Consider the following 14572-nt stretch of genomic DNA (forward strand, 5'->3'; position numbering starts at 1 on the left):
AGAGGAGCGAGTGCGGCCGCAGACCGCGGCAGGTACGTTACTTCAAGGAACGGACGAAAAGGGAGAGAAGCGAACATGAGTCGATTCAAAATGGTAGCGTTGGATCTGGATGGCACATTGCTGACGGAAGAAAAGACGATCTCGGAGGAGAACCGCGCGGCTATTCTGGCGGCGCAGGATGCCGGAGTAACGGTCGTCTTTTCGACCGGGCGGGGGATTCAGAACTGTCTGTCTTATGCGGAGGAGCTCGGCCTGAAGTCGCCGCTCGTCACGGTGAACGGCAGCGAAGTATGGAAAGCGCCGGGCGAACTGCTTGAGCGTCATACGTTGGACACGGAGCTGATCCGCCGCATGCATGCGCTCGCAGTCCATTACGATACTTGGTTTTGGGCTTATGGCGTCGAGGAAATCTACAACAAAGAGCACTGGTTGCCCGAAGCGGAAATTGATGCGCAGCAGTGGCTGAAGTTTGGCTATTATATCGAAAACGAAGAAAGCCTCGCGGCCATCCGCCGGGAATTGGAATCGTGGGATAAGCTGGAAATTACGAATTCTCATCCGTTCAATATCGAGGTGAATCCGAAAGGCATCAGCAAGGCCAGCGGATTGAGACAAGTATGCGCGCTGCTGGGAATCGAGATGTCGCAGGTGATCGCCATGGGCGACAGCTTGAACGATGCGGCTATGATCCGCGAAGCGGGGCTCGGTGTGGCGATGGGGAACGCGCAGGAGGAAGTCAAGCGGCTGGCCGATGCGGTGACCGGGACGAACGAAGAACACGGTGTCGCTCAGATAATCAGAGAGTTTGCGCTGAAATAGCGGATCGGATCGGGCCATCCGGCAAGTTACGCATAGCAACTGAAAAGGGAGGCATCCATCTATGGTCATCGCCGCATGGATCATCATCGTTGTTCTGTTTCTCGTCGGCATAGCCGGGGCGGTATACCCGGTGCTGCCGGGAGCGCTCGCGATCTATGCGGCGTTCTTCGTCTACGGCTTTATGATCGGCTTCGAACCGTTCGGGGTCTGGTTCTGGCTCATTCAAACGACGATCGTAGCCATTCTGATCGTGGCCGATTATGCCGTCAGCGCGGTTGGCGCCAAAAAGTTTGGCGGCACGCGGGCATCTGTCATCGGCAGTACGATCGGGATATTGATCGGCCCGTTCGTAATCCCGGTCGCAGGGCTGCTGATCGGTCCATTTCTTGGCGCCGTCGTGGGCGAACTGATCGTCGGAACGGAATTCCGCCAGGCGGTGCGGGCGGGAATCGGGGCGTTGGTCGGCTTTTTCTCGGGGCTCGTCGTTAAACTCGTGCTGCAGCTGCTGATGATCGTGCTGTTTATCATCTGGATCGTGTAAGGCATGAAGGGAAGAAGGGAACGTTTTGTCCAAAGATTCATTAGTCAAAGGAACGCTGATTCTAACCTTGGCGGCATTGGTCGCCCGGGCGCTCGGCGTGGTGCAGCGCATCCCGCTCGTTTATTTGCTCGGCGATATCGGCATGGCGGCCTACGGCATCGCTTTCAACCTGTACTCTGTGCTGCTCGTCGTCGCCACCGCAGGCATTCCGAGCGCACTCAGCAAAATGATCTCCGAAAAGACCGCGCTCGGCCGGCATGCGGAGGCGGACCGGATCTACAAGGCGGCGCTGTGGTTTGCCGTATGCGCAGGTGTGCTGATGACTGTTCTGCTATATGCCGCAGCACCGTATTTTGCCAACAGTACTCTCAACCCGCAGGCGGCGCTGCCGATCCAAGCTATCGCACCGGCGCTGCTGCTGTTTCCGCTGATCGCCATCATGCGCGGCTACTTCCAGGGACGCCGGATGATGATGCCGAACGGCATATCGCAGATCATCGAACAGCTGTTCCGCGTCGTCACTTCGGTGGCGCTTGCCTATTTGCTGCTCAGCCACAGCTTGGACTATGCCGTCGCCGGAGCTTCGTTCGGCGGCGTGGCAGGCAGCATCGCGGCAGCGGCCGTGATGCTGTATTATGCGATGCGGCTGAAGCAAAGCGACCGCCGCGAGCGGTCCGCGGAGGGCGCCGACGCCGCAGCGGCAGAGAGCGCGGGCGCTGCGGCGTCCGACCAACCGCTGACGTTCAAAGCGATCTATGCGCAGCTGTTCAAGCTGTCTGTGCCGATCGTCATTTTCTCGATGACCGTCACGCTGATTTATACGATCGATTCGTCCATCGTGACGCTGCTGCTCAAGGATCAGTTTGGAGAGCACGCGGCTCGTGAAATGCTTGGTATTTTAGCCGGCCGGGCGCAATCGCTGGCAGGCATTCCGATCATTCTCGCCGTGGCGCTCAGCCAATCGGTCGTACCGATTATTTCGTCAGCCTATTCGCAAAAAGACATGAAGCAGGTATCCGATCAGACGGCCAAGGTACTGCAATTATCGATTCTTACCGGCCTGCCGATGGTGCTGCTGATCAGTCTGGGGGCACGCTCGATCAACGGGTTTATTTTTGCGAACCCAGCCGGTTCGCTGATCGTGGATGCGTATGCCCCTCCAATCATCACTCTGCTTACCGTCAGCGCGATGTTCCAGATCGTCATGCAGACCTCGGGCGCGGTGCTGATGGGAATGGGCCGCATGAGGCCGCTTGTGCTGAGCGTGATCCTTGGCATCGCGGTCAAGCTGGCAGGCAGCTATGCGCTGGCTCCGTACTGGGGCATCTATGGCATCATCGCCGCCACTGCCCTGTGCTTCATCGTGATGGCGTGGATCAACCTCGCGGTGCTGCGGTCCGCCGTGCCGTTCCGGGTGTTCGGCCTGCGCCGTTGGCTGTCGTTGGCCGCGACGACGGCGCTGATTTGCCTGATCGGCTATGGACTGGAACAGATGTGTGTTGCCTACATCCATCCGTTCGGCAGCGAACGTTGGGATGATATGGTGCAAGCTTTGATCATCTGCGCGATCATCGGCGCGGCTTATCCCCTCCTGCTCTTCCTGACGCGGGTCATGACGCTGCACGATTTGCAGCATCTGCCAGGACCGCTCCGGAAGCTGGCGAAGCCGCTGCTCGTTCGTCTTGGCCGCACAACGCAGCAAGAAAAACGGTAAACGATGCGGCAGTGCTCGTAGATAATTGTTAAAAACAGCCCCGAACCTTCCAAGCAGATGCTGCTGCTGAGGAGGTTCGGGGCTATTCGTCGTTCGGAAGCGGCTTCGGAGCGCGCTGTCTTTCCCGTGTGCGCCACACAGTTTACATTTTGTTCAATAGGAGCAGTGAAGGGGTATAGCAGGCCGTTCAGGGGGCAAGCTGCCGCAGCGGACTTTCGCCGGAGTCGACGCATTAAACGATCAGATCGCCGGCGAGCACGGCGAGCTCGATTTTTTTCAGCCCGAGGCCACATTCCTGCGTCATTTCGAAGGAGAACGGCGCGCTGATTTCCGTAAAATAATCGAGGACGGACAAGTCGCGGAACCAATCCCCCGGAATGGGCGATTCGACGTCTCTGTCTCTCCATGCATCCGTCAGCGCCGGACTGTACAGCGGGGCCGCGCCGGGCCGCAGCTTGCAGCCGTCAAGCCGCTCCAGCAGCTGGCCACGGGGCCGGGGCGGCTCCTTGCGCACGGGTGCGAACAGATGCGGCCAGTAATCCGCGCGGGAGCCGCTGTGACGGCGTCCGCAGGCGAACGCCTGAGCGCCTTCAGCTACCGCACGAATCCCGAATAGAATGGCGTACAGCTTTTTGCCGACCTCGATGCGCTCGCGCACGCTGCTGAAGTTTTCCAGAATCAGACCTGCGAGCCGTATACGGTCGCCCTGAACATAAGGAAACACGACCTGGTTCAGCTGAAGCAGCGTCTGCGTCTGAAAAAACAAGGTGTCGAGCACGGTGCTTTGAAACGAAGGATGACGGACGACGCGCTCCTCAATATAATGCTGCTCGTTCACGATTAACGCGATGGTCAACAGCCCGGATTCCCGCTCGATCCAGAAACGGTCCCAGACCGGGCGCATAAAGCGCGAGACACCGAGCAGGGGAAGCAGATAAAACAGTGGGCGTTTCAGTTGCACGCTCGCCCGGTACAGCAAAAGCTGCGGGTAAGCATCCCGGAAGATGAGCGCGTTGGCCCTTTCCAAAAAAGCGAAGATGTTCTCGCGCTGCTCCTCGTTCAACAGAAATGGCAGCAGATCTCCCCGCAGATCCGTCATGCTCCACCCCCCGTTGCGCGACACCATATGGGCGAGCAGCGCCCAATGCAGCTCGGGATGCTCGCGGTACATATGCAAATAAGCCGCGGTACGTGTCACGTTGTTGCGGATATGCACGTCCCGCTCACGTAGGATTCGCTCCAGCAGCTTCTGGTCCTCTTCTTTGGCGTCTGGCCCAGTCTCCGGGGGTTCTTTTGCCGACTCCGCGTTCCCTTCCTGCAGCGCAAGCTTCCATTGCAGCCGCTTGCGCAGCGCTTCGACCGAAAACGGATCGATCGGAATGCGGTGCGCCGCGGTCAGAAGCTTTTTTTCATGCGCTATCGTCTGCGCCTTTCCTTTGATCCACTCTACCGCTTCCTGTGGCAAATCCGCCAGCTTATGAAGCAGGTCGATGCCATTCCAACGGTAATTTCTCCGGTTCATGGTCCGAGCCCTCCCGCCTTAAAAAAAGGATTTTCCAAACGGCTGTCGTATAATTCCATATGCAGGTGCGCAACGTTCTGCCAATTATTTCGTATAAATGGTGGGTTGCATGCATCATAGTACATATTTTTAGGAGGTTCCCGATGAGAACAAAACGTTGGAACACCATGTTGAGCCTCGTGCTGGTGGGCATTCTGATCCTGCTCGCCGGCTGCCAATCGGTCGGCAATGTCGACGTAGGCAAAGCGATGGCCGGAAGTTTGGCCGTCAAATCTTCGGAAGGCAAGCAGACGGTAACGCTGGAGCTGACGCCGGACCCGGCGGTCACGATGTCGCCGGAGGGCAAGCGGGTGTTCGATCTGTTCAGCAAGGTGAAAATTGACATTACCGAGATGAAGATGCAAGATCAGTTGCACGGGTCTATGAAAGGCGAATTCGAGTATCAGAAAGGCCGCGTGCCGTTCGAACTGGTCATGTCCGACATGAATTACACGCTCAAAATCGAAGGCGCAAAAAAGCCGATCATGATCCGCAACAGCGAGACGGCCGCTGCCGAGCTTCCCAAGGAATTGCAGGAGCAGCTCCAGCAGCTTAGCAAGAAGGCGGTTGAAGTGGTGCCTTCGCTCACGCCGCTCTTCACCCGCAACTTCCCGAACCCGAGCAAAATCACGGCTGCGGATGTGAACGAAACCGTGAACGGCGAAGCGCTGACCCTGCAAAAGGTTCATGCCGAAATTTACGGCAACGAGCTGCTGGGCTTGGTGAAAGGTTTCCTGACGAACGTGCTTGCCGACGATCAAGGTCTGAAAGATTTCATCGGCGTGCTGTACGATCTGTACGTGCCGATCTTGAAAGAAGCCACCAAGGAAATCGAAAACGATACGATCACGCCTTATTTGAGCAATAAAGCGCTGGCGGTAGAATTCATTCATACGTTTCTTAAAACCCACTTGGAGCAAATGCTCAAGGATTTCGACGCGTCGGTCAATGAGATGGGTCCGGAAGCCAAAGCTTGGTTGAGCGACAACCAATCGCTTAAGATGGACTTGTATGTAGACAAAGATTACGTTACCCGCAAATCGAACACGGAAATTGGATTTACCCTTCCGCAAGGCAAGGGAGACGGCTTGAAAAGCGTCAAAATTACGTCGGTCTACGAAGTGTGGAACGTGAACAAGCCGGTACAGGCCGCCACAATCGATACCGCAGGCGGAGTTATCGAAATGAACGGTGCGGACGGCCGCCTGACGGCAGGCAAATTCGTCGCATCGCTTGATCCGAACTCTCAACTGTACAAACTGCTTAAAGACGATCTTGGCGTAACGAAGAAAAACATCAGCATGATCGTCGGTGAAGACAAAGAGATGTCTTTCGGCACGCTTCCTTATAACGACAACGGCACGATTATGGTCCCGGCGCGTTTCGTCGTCGAGGAACTGGACGCCGATGTGAAGTGGGATGCGGCCACCAAGCAAGTCAAAGTGACCGATCCGCTGAACGGCACCGCGCTCGTATTAACGATCGGCAGCGACGAAGCTACCGTTAACGGCAAGACCGTTAAGCTGGAGAAGCCCGCCGTTCTCGTAGAAGGCGTTACTTATGTTCCCGTTCGCGTCGTTTCCGAAGGCCTCGGAGCAAAAGTAGGCTGGGAGCAAGCAACGCAAACCGTTAAAATTACCCGCGATTAATAAGAATATGGCTTCATCCTTAATATGTGCTTGAACGGCCGGACTATTCGGCCTTAAAAGCAGAAAACAGCCTCCCATCCGACTCCGCCTCGGAAAGATGGGGGGCTGTTTCTATTTCATATACGAGCATCAGACCTAATCCTGGGTTGAATCGGAAGTTGGGGCTTTCGTCTCCGTTCCCGGCCCCAGAGACCGGGGGGAGGGCAGCCGACCGGCTCGGGCGGCTGTCTCCCGCAGCAAATATTCGATGTGGCTGTTGACACTGCGGAATTCGTCAGCCGCCCATTTTTCCAGCACTTCGTACAGCTTCGGATCAAGCCGCAGCGGGAAGTTTTTTTTACCGGCCATGGTGGACCGTCAGTATAAGCTTCCCGTATTGATGACCGGGCTGGCGGAACGGTCTGACACGATGGCGACGAGCAGATTGTTGATCATGGCGGCTTTGCGTTCTTCGTCAAGCTCTACGACGCCTTCTTGCTGCAATTGGGCGATAGCGAGCTGCACCATGCCGACGGCGCCTTCGACAATTTTGGCGCGTGCGGCGATGATCGCCGTTGCCTGCTGACGCTGCAGCATGGCGCTGGCGATCTCCGTGGAATAAGCCAGATGCGTCAAGCGGGCTTCAAGGACTTCGACGCCGGCTACCGACAGGCGGTCCTGCAGCTCGCGGCTCAGCTCTAGGGCGACCTCTTCGGAGTTGCCGCGCAAGGAGTAGCCGTTCTCGTAAGAATCGTACGGATATTTGTTGGCTACGTGCCGCAGCGCAGTTTCGCTCTGAATCTCGACGAATTGCTCATAGTTGTCGACATCGAAGCTGGCTCTAGCCGAATCGACGACGCGGAAGACGACGACGGCGGCGATTTCAATCGGATTGCCGTCGATGTCGTTCACCTTTAACTTGGCGCTGTTGAAGTTGCGGACGCGCAGCGATACCTTTTTCCGAACGGAGAAAGGAACCGTTACCCACATTCCGCTCTCGCGCAGCGTTCCGGCGTAGCTGCCGAAGAACGTTACGACCATCGCCTGATTCGGTTGAATGACCGTCAATGAGGATAACGGCAGCACCGACAGGACGATCAAGACGATGCCCAAAGCGGGCGAAGCTTTGGTAATCAGCAGGAATAGTCCTCCTCCGACCAGCGCAAGCACCAGCAGCAGCCCGAGAAATCCGTTCATCACCCATGCTTTTCTTTCTTTCATCGCAAACACTCCTTTTTTAAGGAAATCATATTGTTTTGATATTTTTATGATATCACTCTTAGTAATAATTGTAAAGTTGTATAAACTGGAAATTCAATTCAGGATTGAAATTGTCCCGCCTGTGCAAGATTGACAGAAGCCACTCCGAGTGCTATAAGTGGGGTAAGCGAAAGAAATAGGGCAAAACGATGACCGAAGGCGGTGTTTTCCATGGAACAAGTGACAACCGAACAACGATTTAGAGAAGTAATCGCCGGCTCGAAGCCGACCGTTGCCGTTTTCCAAGCGACTTGGTGCAAGGATTGCCATTTTATCCATCCGTTCATGCCTCAAGTGGAGGAAGCGTACCAAGATCGCCTGAACCTCGTTCATATTGACGTTGACGATTTGCCGGATCTTTGCTCGGAATTGAACATCTTGGGCATCCCGAGCTTTATCGCGTTCCGTGACGGTCAAGAGCTTGTCCGTTTTGTCAGCAAGCTGCGCAAAACGCGCGACGAAATCGAGCAATTCCTGGACCGTGCGCTCGAAGTATCGAATGCCTTGCAGAAATAACAGCCATCGAGTGCCAAAGCGCAAAAGCCCGCCGGAAACCGTTCCGGCCGGGCTTTTATTCGTTGAAGAGGGGGGTGCAGCCGGTTCGTCCGGTTTCAAGGCTTTGTAACATTTCCGCATGGATTTAGGTACTTTTTATCGCTATAATAAGGGTTGGACGTTCGCTTTGTCTAATGTTGTCGACAAATGATGATAGACATATTAAATAGAAGAAGCGGGTGAATGTTACGCATGAACATACAACGTTGGCTGAAGCGCTTTTCTTTTACGAGCATGGCCGGCATGTTTTTAATCTTGCTGATGGGCGCGTTGGTGACGAAAACGGAATCGGGCCGGGGCTGCGGCGACGATTGGCCGCTGTGCAACGGACAGATTGTTCCGGCTTATACGATTGAATCGATGATCGAGTACAGCCACCGCTTTGTGGTCGGCGTTGTGGGGATTATTTTGCTTATTACGACGATTCTCGTGCTGCTGTACAGCCATCGCAAGGATGCCAAATGGTACGTAGGCGGGGCGATGGCGTTCACGGTGCTGCAAGCGATCCTCGGCGCCATGGCCGTCTTATGGCCGCAATCCGGCCCGGTGCTTGCGCTGCATTTCGGCTTCTCGCTGATGTCGTTTGCTTTTACGCTGCTGTTGTATTTAGTTTTCACGAAATTCGGAGACGCGATGCACCGCGGTGACGGAACGAGACTGACCAAAGGCGTGCGCATCGCTATCTGGGGCATTTTGATTTACTCTTATGTCGTCGTTTATTTGGGAGCCTACGTCCGGCATTCCGAATCGACCGGTGGCTGTATCGGCTGGCCCTTGTGCAACGGACAAGTCATTCCGGAGTTGAGCGGGGCGACCGGCATCGTATTCTTGCACCGCGTGGCGGCTGCGGTACTGGGGATCGCGATTCTGGTTCTGTTCCTCGTCGTTCGGATGCAGGCGCATACGGACAGCGCGATCTATCGGGCGACCCGCTTGTCGCTGGTGCTTGTTATTCTGCAAATCTTAAGCGGCGGCTTTGTTACGCTGGCCATGGGATACGATATTTACCTGCTCGCCAGTATGCTGCACGCACTGTTGATCTCCTGCTTGTTCGGCATCTTGTGCTACGTGGGGATAACGTCTCTGCACGCGGCAGAGGGGAAAGTACGGGCTTACGCGGCTTCTCGGCTGCCGTAAGCCCCTCTTATTACTATACGTCCTAATCGGGGACATTTAGCAATGATCTATTTCACTTTGTGGGATGAAAGAAGGGAGACGCTCGGCCATGAGATTTGAAAATTTACGCAGCTTTCTGGAAGCGCTTCGTAAGGAAAATCAATTAAAAGTCATCTCCGCGCCGGTCGATCCGAATTTGGAGCTTGCCGAAATTCATCGCAGGATCATCGATGAGCAAGGGCCTGCACTGCTGTTTACTAATGTAAAAGGCGCTTCCTTTCCGGTCGTAACGAATCTGTTCGGCACAAGCCGAAGGGTAGACCTCGCGTTCGGGCCTCGTCCCGAGCAGCTGATGAAGGATATTATCGCGGCGAAAGATACGCTGATTCCGCCAACGCCGAAGGCAGTCTGGGACCATCGGCAGCTTCTTCTGGACCTGCTCAAAGTCGGGACTAAAAACGTGTCCTCCGACGCCGCTCCGGTGCTACAGCAGTGCAATACCGAAGCTCCGCTTGCCGGGCTTCCCGTATTGACGAGCTGGCAGGAAGACGGAGGGCCGTTCGTTACGCTGCCTCTCGTATATACCGAGCATCCGGAAAACGGCCATCATAATCTGGGCATGTACCGGATGCAGGTGTATGACGACCGGACGACAGGGATGCACTGGCAAATTCATAAGGGCGGCGGCTTCCACTACCACGAAGCGGAGAAGCGCGGACAAGCGCTGCCGGTGACGGTCTTTCTCGGCGGACCGCCGGCCTTGATCGCGTCGGCGATCGCGCCGGTGCCCGAGCATTTGCCGGAGCTGATGCTAACCTCGCTGATTATGGGACAGAAGCTGCCGCTTGTGACCAATCCGCACGGCGGACATCGTCTCGTTGCCGAGGCGGAATTTGCGATTTGCGGCTCGGTAGCGCCGCATGTGCGTCGTCCCGAAGGTCCGTTCGGAGATCATTACGGTTATTATTCGCTGACTCACGATTTTCCGGTGTTCAACGTGAGTCATGTATGGCATCGTAAGGATGCTATTTATCCGGCTACGATTGTCGGCAAGCCGAGACAAGAGGATTACTATCTCGGAGAGTTTCTGCAAAAGCTTCTGTCGCCGGCCTTCCCGATGGCGATGCCGGGCGTTAAAGACCTGTGGACTTACGCCGAAACCGGCTTTCATGCGCTTGCCGCGGCGATTGTCCGCGAAAGCTACAGCCGCGAAGCGATCGTCTCGGCGTTCCGTATTCTCGGCGAGGGCCAGCTGTCGCTGACGAAATTTTTGATGGTGACGGATCGGCAGTTGGACCTGGAACGTTTCCCGACGCTGCTGGAGACGGTACTGGAGCGGTTCGATCCGCTGCAGGACTTGTACGTATTCGGCAATACGTCGCACGATACGCTCGATTATACCGGCGACCGGCTTAACCATGGCAGCAAAGCGGTGCTGGTCGGTGTCGGCGAGCCGAAGCGGGAGCTGCCGGCCGTCTATATGGGCGGGGAACTGCCAGGCATTTCGGCTGCCGCCGTCTATTGCCGCGGCTGCCTCGTCGTCTCCGGCGCCTCGTATACGGACGATCCCGGATTGGCTAACCGGTTGGCGGAGGAGGCGGGAGATCGTCTTGCCCAGTGGCCGCTTGTCATCGTAGCGGACGAGACGTCCATTGCCGGCGACCAGACGGCGTTTCTGTGGACGGTGTTCACCCGTTTCAACCCGGCCGCCGATATCCACGCGCGGACGCAGGTCAAGCGCCATCATATCGGTTACGAGCTGCCGCTCGTGATCGACGCCCGGATGAAGCCGGGGTACCCGGACGAGCTTTTCCCACGGGAAGATATCGTGAAGCTGGTCGACTCCAGATGGAGCGAATATTTTGCTTAATTTCACAAACGCAACCGACGATAGCGGCGTGTCCTTTACCCAGGGCGATGCGCCGCTGTCGTTTTTTTGCAGGTGCGATTGTTTTTGCAAAACGGGATCGGGTATACTGAATGGGATAACAAGATGGGATGGGGACACCTATGTTAAGAGCGATTTTTGGCGAGCCGCCCAGGCAGGACAGCGGGCTGCTGCTTGAGGCCAATGAGGCGATCCGGGGCTACATGCGGACCGTCACCCGGAAGAAGGGGGCGGCTCCGACCCCGCAGGAGCGCCGTTATGCGATCTGGTGCCAAAGCTTTCTGCGGGCATTGGACGAATTGGAGCAAAGCCAGTATGCAGCCGTCCGCTACGGGGAGCGGGTGAAGACGACGTTTATCGACCGGATGGAACGCGAGGAACTGGACGATTACCACCGCCATTTATATTATTATAACAACGCACTGATTCGGCTGTTCGCCGTGCTGGACAAGCTCGGGCATTTTATGAACGAACGTTTTGCTTTGAAGACCGAAAAGATCAAATCGAGGTTTTCCTATTTTACCGTTCTTCGCAATATGCATCAACATAAGCTGTTTACCGATTTGGAGGCAAAGCTCTACGAGCTTAAAACGAGTTATAAAGAGCCGCTTACGCGTCTGCGTAATCAGCGCAACATGGAAATCCATACGATTAACGCCGATCTGCTGGACGATCTGATGAAGGCGGAGGAAGCGAAATACGGGGAACGGCTGCGTTCCGAGACGGAGGATGTCCGAGAGAATTTGGCCGATCTCGCGCAAGGCTGCGACATGGCGTTCCGTTCGGTAACGACCGTATTTCGTTATCTGGTCCGGTGATCCGGGGCGCGTTGAGTTTGTGTATCGGGTGAAGTTGAATCGCTCTCCGGCTTGCACTATACTTTGTATAGAATGGGAACGAACGAGAAGCGGGAGGTGGAAGCATGGAGAGGCAGCGGAAAACCGCCCTTATTACGGGAAGCGCCAAAGGCCTTGGTAAAATGACCGCGCTCCTGCTTGCCGAACGGGGAACCGATATCGTGCTGAATTACGTGTCCAGCGAGAAGGAAGCGTTCGAGCTGCGCGAGGCGATATGCGGCAAGGGCGTGCGCTGCGAGGCGGTGCAGGGAAGCGTAGCCTTACCCGAGGACAGGGAAAGGCTCGTACAGGAAGCGTTCGGCCATTTCGGATCGATCGATATTTTGATCAACAACGCCGGTCCGTTCATCCGCGAGCGCCGGCTGTTTATGGAGTATGAACTTGGGGAAATCAACGAGCTGATGCAGGGCAATCTACTCGGCGTGATGCATTTGGATCATCTGGTTATTCCGATGATGCGCCGGAAGCAGTGGGGCCGGATTATTCATTTCGGCTTCGGCCATGCGGCGGAAGCGCGGGGATGGCCGCACCGGGCAGCCTATGCAGCGGCCAAAGTCGGTCTCGTCTCCTTCACGAAAACGTTGGCCGTGGAAGAAGCGTCGGAAGGAATTACGGTCAACATGATTTGTCCGGGGGACATTCGCGGCGCGAATAAAGAGCGGACGATCGTCGAGGTGGAGCATCTGCAGGATGACGAATCCCCGCGCGGACGTCCCGGAACGGGAGAAGACATCGCGCGGGTTATCGCTTTTTTATGCGAAGAGCGCTCCGATTTCATTACCGGCAACATTATGGACGTGTCCGGAGGACTGGACCCGATCCGCGCCATGATCGGCAGCGGGTCCGTGCAAGCGTCCACAAACGGCACAAACAAACAGCCCTGAGCGGCGCATGGTTGCATGCGGGCTCAGGGCTGTTCTTCGTAAGACTGTGATCCGGCGGTCCATGCATTAGAATACTTGCATAACCTCTTGAACGCCTTCCACTTCTTCAAGCAGCGCGCGCTCGATACCGGCTTTCAGCGTGATGGTTGAGCTCGGGCAGCTGCCGCAAGCGCCCATCAAACGCAGTTTAACGATGCCGTCTTCCACGTCGACCAGCTCTACGTCGCCGCCGTCGCGTTGCAGGAACGGACGCAGCTTATCTAGAACTTCAAGAACCTCGTCGTACATGGTGCTTTGCTGAGTGTTCTCGCTCATTTGCATCATCTCCCTTCTTATTTTATTATAGTACAATCGACCGAAAATTAAAATGGCTGTAAGGCAGGCGAAGTACGATGAGACCGATCATTGAATTTTGTACGAACAATATGCACCACGGGACAGCCAAGCTGATGCAGCAACTGGAGCAAAATCCGGAATATGACGTAATCGAGTATGGATGTCTCGGCAACTGCGGCGAATGCTATTTGGCTCCGTTCGCGCTGGTGAACGGCGAGATCGTAGCGGCGGCCACCGCGGAGGAGCTGGAGGCGGCTATTCTGCTTAAAATAAAAGAGATCGAGGATATGCTCGATCTCTTCCAAGACGAATAAAGTTTATCCCAGATGGCGCTTGGACATCCAGAGCACGCCGCTCTTCAAGGCGCGGGGCACCATGCCAAGCATGACCGTACGTTTGCCCATCAGGCCGAAGCCGGCTTTTTTGCCGAGCGACCCGAGAACTCCCTTGAGCTTGATTTTGCCGAGCCGGGGAGTTTCGTTTTTCCATACGGCTTGCAGGACTTCCGCCACTTGCTTGCCTTGCGCTTCTGCCGCTTGTCCGCTCGGGGAGAAGGGCAGGGCCGCACAGTCGCCGACGACATAAATTTCATTGTGGTCCGGCAGTTGATGGTATTGGTTAATCGTTAACCGTCCTTGATTGTCCTTGGGCAGATTCAAGTTCTGTACGATCGGGCTGGGCTGAATGCCGGCGGTCCAGATGGTAATGTCGGTCTGAATGATTTCCTGCTGATTATACAGCAGACCACTTTCCAAGCGGCTCAACGATACGTGCGAACGCAGCTCGATGTCGTGCTCCAGCATCCACTCGCGCACATACCGCTGCAGCCTCTCCGGGAACGGAGACAGAACGCTGGCGCCGCGGTCCAGGATGCGGATGTTCAAGTCCGGCCGGCTTTCGCGCAGCTCCGCCGCCATTTCTACGCCGCTGAGACCGCCTCCAACAATGGTGATCTGACCGTAAGGTGCCGCATCGTTGGAAGCTTGATATGTTTTGCGGGTTGCGGACAACGACTGAATGCTGTTCGAGAATTCCTCCGCTCCGGGAATGTTGTGGTATTTGTCCACGCATCCGAGCGCGATAACCAGCCAGTCGTAAGACAACGGTTCGTCGTTCGCGAAACGGATCACCTTCTGCTCGGGATCGACGGCCGTGACTTCGCCGTATTTCAGAATCAATCTCGGGTCTACCGGAAAATGCACCCGGATGTCTTGTTCGGACACCGTTCCAGCCGCCAGCGCGTAGTATTCCGTCTTCAGTCCCTGATAAGGCATCCGATCGATCATGATCACCACCGTATCGGCCGGGATGTCTCCTTCCAGCAATTCTTTCGCTACCGTCAGTCCGCCGTAGCCTCCGCCCAAAATGACAAGTTTTTTCATACAACGGTTAACCCTTTCTCTTATGACTTAA

15 protein-coding genes are annotated in these 14572 nt (G+C 55.9%); 10 read left to right on the forward strand and 5 right to left on the reverse strand.

Features of this window, described 5'->3' with window-relative positions:
- The first annotated feature begins 75 nt into the window (after positions 1 to 75).
- From NLX71_RS15540 to NLX71_RS15550, 3 genes are all read left to right on the forward strand, one after another.
- Positions 76 to 819, forward strand: coding sequence for a Cof-type HAD-IIB family hydrolase (locus NLX71_RS15540; protein ID WP_254364669.1), 744 nt, complete (start codon positions 76 to 78; stop codon positions 817 to 819).
- Between the two features lie 61 nt (positions 820 to 880).
- Complete coding sequence (locus tag NLX71_RS15545) at positions 881 to 1360, forward strand: DUF456 domain-containing protein (RefSeq protein WP_254364671.1); 480 nt, start codon at positions 881 to 883, stop codon at positions 1358 to 1360.
- Positions 1361 to 1385: 25 nt separating this feature from the next.
- Entirely contained in the window at positions 1386 to 3074 is a 1689-nt protein-coding gene (locus tag NLX71_RS15550; RefSeq protein WP_254364672.1) for a putative polysaccharide biosynthesis protein, read from the forward strand.
- Between the two features lie 232 nt (positions 3075 to 3306).
- Here NLX71_RS15550 and NLX71_RS15555 read toward each other — a convergent pair whose 3' ends face one another.
- Complete coding sequence (locus NLX71_RS15555) at positions 3307 to 4596, reverse strand: DUF2515 domain-containing protein (RefSeq protein WP_254364673.1); 1290 nt, start codon at positions 4594 to 4596, stop codon at positions 3307 to 3309.
- Positions 4597 to 4739: 143 nt separating this feature from the next.
- Here NLX71_RS15555 and NLX71_RS15560 point away from each other — a divergent pair, with 143 nt between their 5' ends.
- Positions 4740 to 6284, forward strand: a complete 1545-nt coding sequence (locus NLX71_RS15560; protein WP_254364675.1) for a copper amine oxidase N-terminal domain-containing protein — start codon at positions 4740 to 4742, stop codon at positions 6282 to 6284.
- 135 nt (positions 6285 to 6419) lie between these two features.
- Here NLX71_RS15560 and NLX71_RS15565 read toward each other — a convergent pair whose 3' ends face one another.
- Together NLX71_RS15565 and NLX71_RS15570 are read right to left on the reverse strand one after the other, a co-directional pair.
- Positions 6420 to 6632: a type II toxin-antitoxin system antitoxin gene (locus NLX71_RS15565; RefSeq protein ID WP_054977259.1), complete on the reverse strand. Its 213-nt coding sequence runs from the start codon at positions 6630 to 6632 to the stop codon at positions 6420 to 6422.
- 9 nt (positions 6633 to 6641) lie between these two features.
- Positions 6642 to 7484 (reverse strand): SPFH domain-containing protein, encoded by an 843-nt coding sequence (locus tag NLX71_RS15570; protein WP_254364676.1) that lies wholly within the window; start codon positions 7482 to 7484, stop codon positions 6642 to 6644.
- A 210-nt stretch (positions 7485 to 7694) separates the two neighbouring features.
- Here NLX71_RS15570 and NLX71_RS15575 point away from each other — a divergent pair, with 210 nt between their 5' ends.
- From NLX71_RS15575 to NLX71_RS15595, 5 genes are all read left to right on the forward strand, one after another.
- Positions 7695 to 8039, forward strand: coding sequence for a thioredoxin family protein (locus NLX71_RS15575; RefSeq protein WP_254364678.1), 345 nt, complete (start codon positions 7695 to 7697; stop codon positions 8037 to 8039).
- Between the two features lie 222 nt (positions 8040 to 8261).
- Positions 8262 to 9215: a COX15/CtaA family protein gene (locus tag NLX71_RS15580; RefSeq protein ID WP_254364679.1), complete on the forward strand. Its 954-nt coding sequence runs from the start codon at positions 8262 to 8264 to the stop codon at positions 9213 to 9215.
- Between the two features lie 88 nt (positions 9216 to 9303).
- Positions 9304 to 11064 carry a UbiD family decarboxylase gene (locus NLX71_RS15585; protein ID WP_254364680.1) on the forward strand — a complete coding sequence of 587 codons (1761 nt, stop codon included), beginning with the start codon at positions 9304 to 9306 and terminating at the stop codon, positions 11062 to 11064.
- Between the two features lie 140 nt (positions 11065 to 11204).
- Positions 11205 to 11900, forward strand: a complete 696-nt coding sequence (locus NLX71_RS15590; RefSeq protein ID WP_254364682.1) for a Cthe_2314 family HEPN domain-containing protein — start codon at positions 11205 to 11207, stop codon at positions 11898 to 11900.
- A 104-nt stretch (positions 11901 to 12004) separates the two neighbouring features.
- Positions 12005 to 12823 carry an SDR family oxidoreductase gene (locus NLX71_RS15595; protein WP_254364684.1) on the forward strand — a complete coding sequence of 273 codons (819 nt, stop codon included), beginning with the start codon at positions 12005 to 12007 and terminating at the stop codon, positions 12821 to 12823.
- A gap of 66 nt (positions 12824 to 12889) precedes the next feature.
- Here NLX71_RS15595 and NLX71_RS15600 read toward each other — a convergent pair whose 3' ends face one another.
- The gene (locus tag NLX71_RS15600; protein WP_010493716.1) at positions 12890 to 13138 is read right to left on the reverse strand and encodes a NifU family protein; all 249 of its coding nucleotides are present in this window, start codon (positions 13136 to 13138) and stop codon (positions 12890 to 12892) included.
- A 77-nt stretch (positions 13139 to 13215) separates the two neighbouring features.
- Here NLX71_RS15600 and NLX71_RS15605 point away from each other — a divergent pair, with 77 nt between their 5' ends.
- Positions 13216 to 13473: a YuzB family protein gene (locus tag NLX71_RS15605; protein WP_254364687.1), complete on the forward strand. Its 258-nt coding sequence runs from the start codon at positions 13216 to 13218 to the stop codon at positions 13471 to 13473.
- A gap of 3 nt (positions 13474 to 13476) precedes the next feature.
- Here the strand turns inward: NLX71_RS15605 and NLX71_RS15610 are convergent, their stop codons facing one another.
- Entirely contained in the window at positions 13477 to 14541 is a 1065-nt protein-coding gene (locus tag NLX71_RS15610; RefSeq protein WP_254364688.1) for an NAD(P)/FAD-dependent oxidoreductase, read from the reverse strand.
- Between the last annotated feature and the right edge of the window lie 31 nt (positions 14542 to 14572).

It is taken from the genome of Paenibacillus sp. MZ04-78.2 (assembly GCF_024213375.1).
Classification (GTDB): domain Bacteria; phylum Bacillota; class Bacilli; order Paenibacillales; family NBRC-103111; genus Paenibacillus_G.

Bases quoted from the DNA above. Each gene is read 5' to 3' on its own strand.
- NLX71_RS15555 (WP_254364673.1), bottom strand. From the start codon at position 4,596: ATGAACCGGAGAAATTACCGTTGGAATGGCATCGACCTGCTTCATAAG.
- NLX71_RS15580 (WP_254364679.1), top strand. From the start codon at position 8,262: ATGTTACGCATGAACATACAACGTTGGCTGAAGCGCTTTTCTTTTACG.
- NLX71_RS15565 (WP_054977259.1), bottom strand. From the start codon at position 6,632: ATGGCCGGTAAAAAAAACTTCCCGCTGCGGCTTGATCCGAAGCTGTAC.
- NLX71_RS15610 (WP_254364688.1), bottom strand. From the start codon at position 14,541: ATGAAAAAACTTGTCATTTTGGGCGGAGGCTACGGCGGACTGACGGTA.
- NLX71_RS15585 (WP_254364680.1), top strand. From the start codon at position 9,304: ATGAGATTTGAAAATTTACGCAGCTTTCTGGAAGCGCTTCGTAAGGAA.
- NLX71_RS15605 (WP_254364687.1), top strand. From the start codon at position 13,216: ATGAGACCGATCATTGAATTTTGTACGAACAATATGCACCACGGGACA.
- NLX71_RS15540 (WP_254364669.1), top strand. From the start codon at position 76: ATGAGTCGATTCAAAATGGTAGCGTTGGATCTGGATGGCACATTGCTG.
- NLX71_RS15560 (WP_254364675.1), top strand. From the start codon at position 4,740: ATGAGAACAAAACGTTGGAACACCATGTTGAGCCTCGTGCTGGTGGGC.
- NLX71_RS15595 (WP_254364684.1), top strand. From the start codon at position 12,005: ATGGAGAGGCAGCGGAAAACCGCCCTTATTACGGGAAGCGCCAAAGGC.
- NLX71_RS15600 (WP_010493716.1), bottom strand. From the start codon at position 13,138: ATGAGCGAGAACACTCAGCAAAGCACCATGTACGACGAGGTTCTTGAA.
- NLX71_RS15545 (WP_254364671.1), top strand. From the start codon at position 881: ATGGTCATCGCCGCATGGATCATCATCGTTGTTCTGTTTCTCGTCGGC.
- NLX71_RS15590 (WP_254364682.1), top strand. From the start codon at position 11,205: ATGTTAAGAGCGATTTTTGGCGAGCCGCCCAGGCAGGACAGCGGGCTG.
- NLX71_RS15570 (WP_254364676.1), bottom strand. From the start codon at position 7,484: ATGAAAGAAAGAAAAGCATGGGTGATGAACGGATTTCTCGGGCTGCTG.
- NLX71_RS15575 (WP_254364678.1), top strand. From the start codon at position 7,695: ATGGAACAAGTGACAACCGAACAACGATTTAGAGAAGTAATCGCCGGC.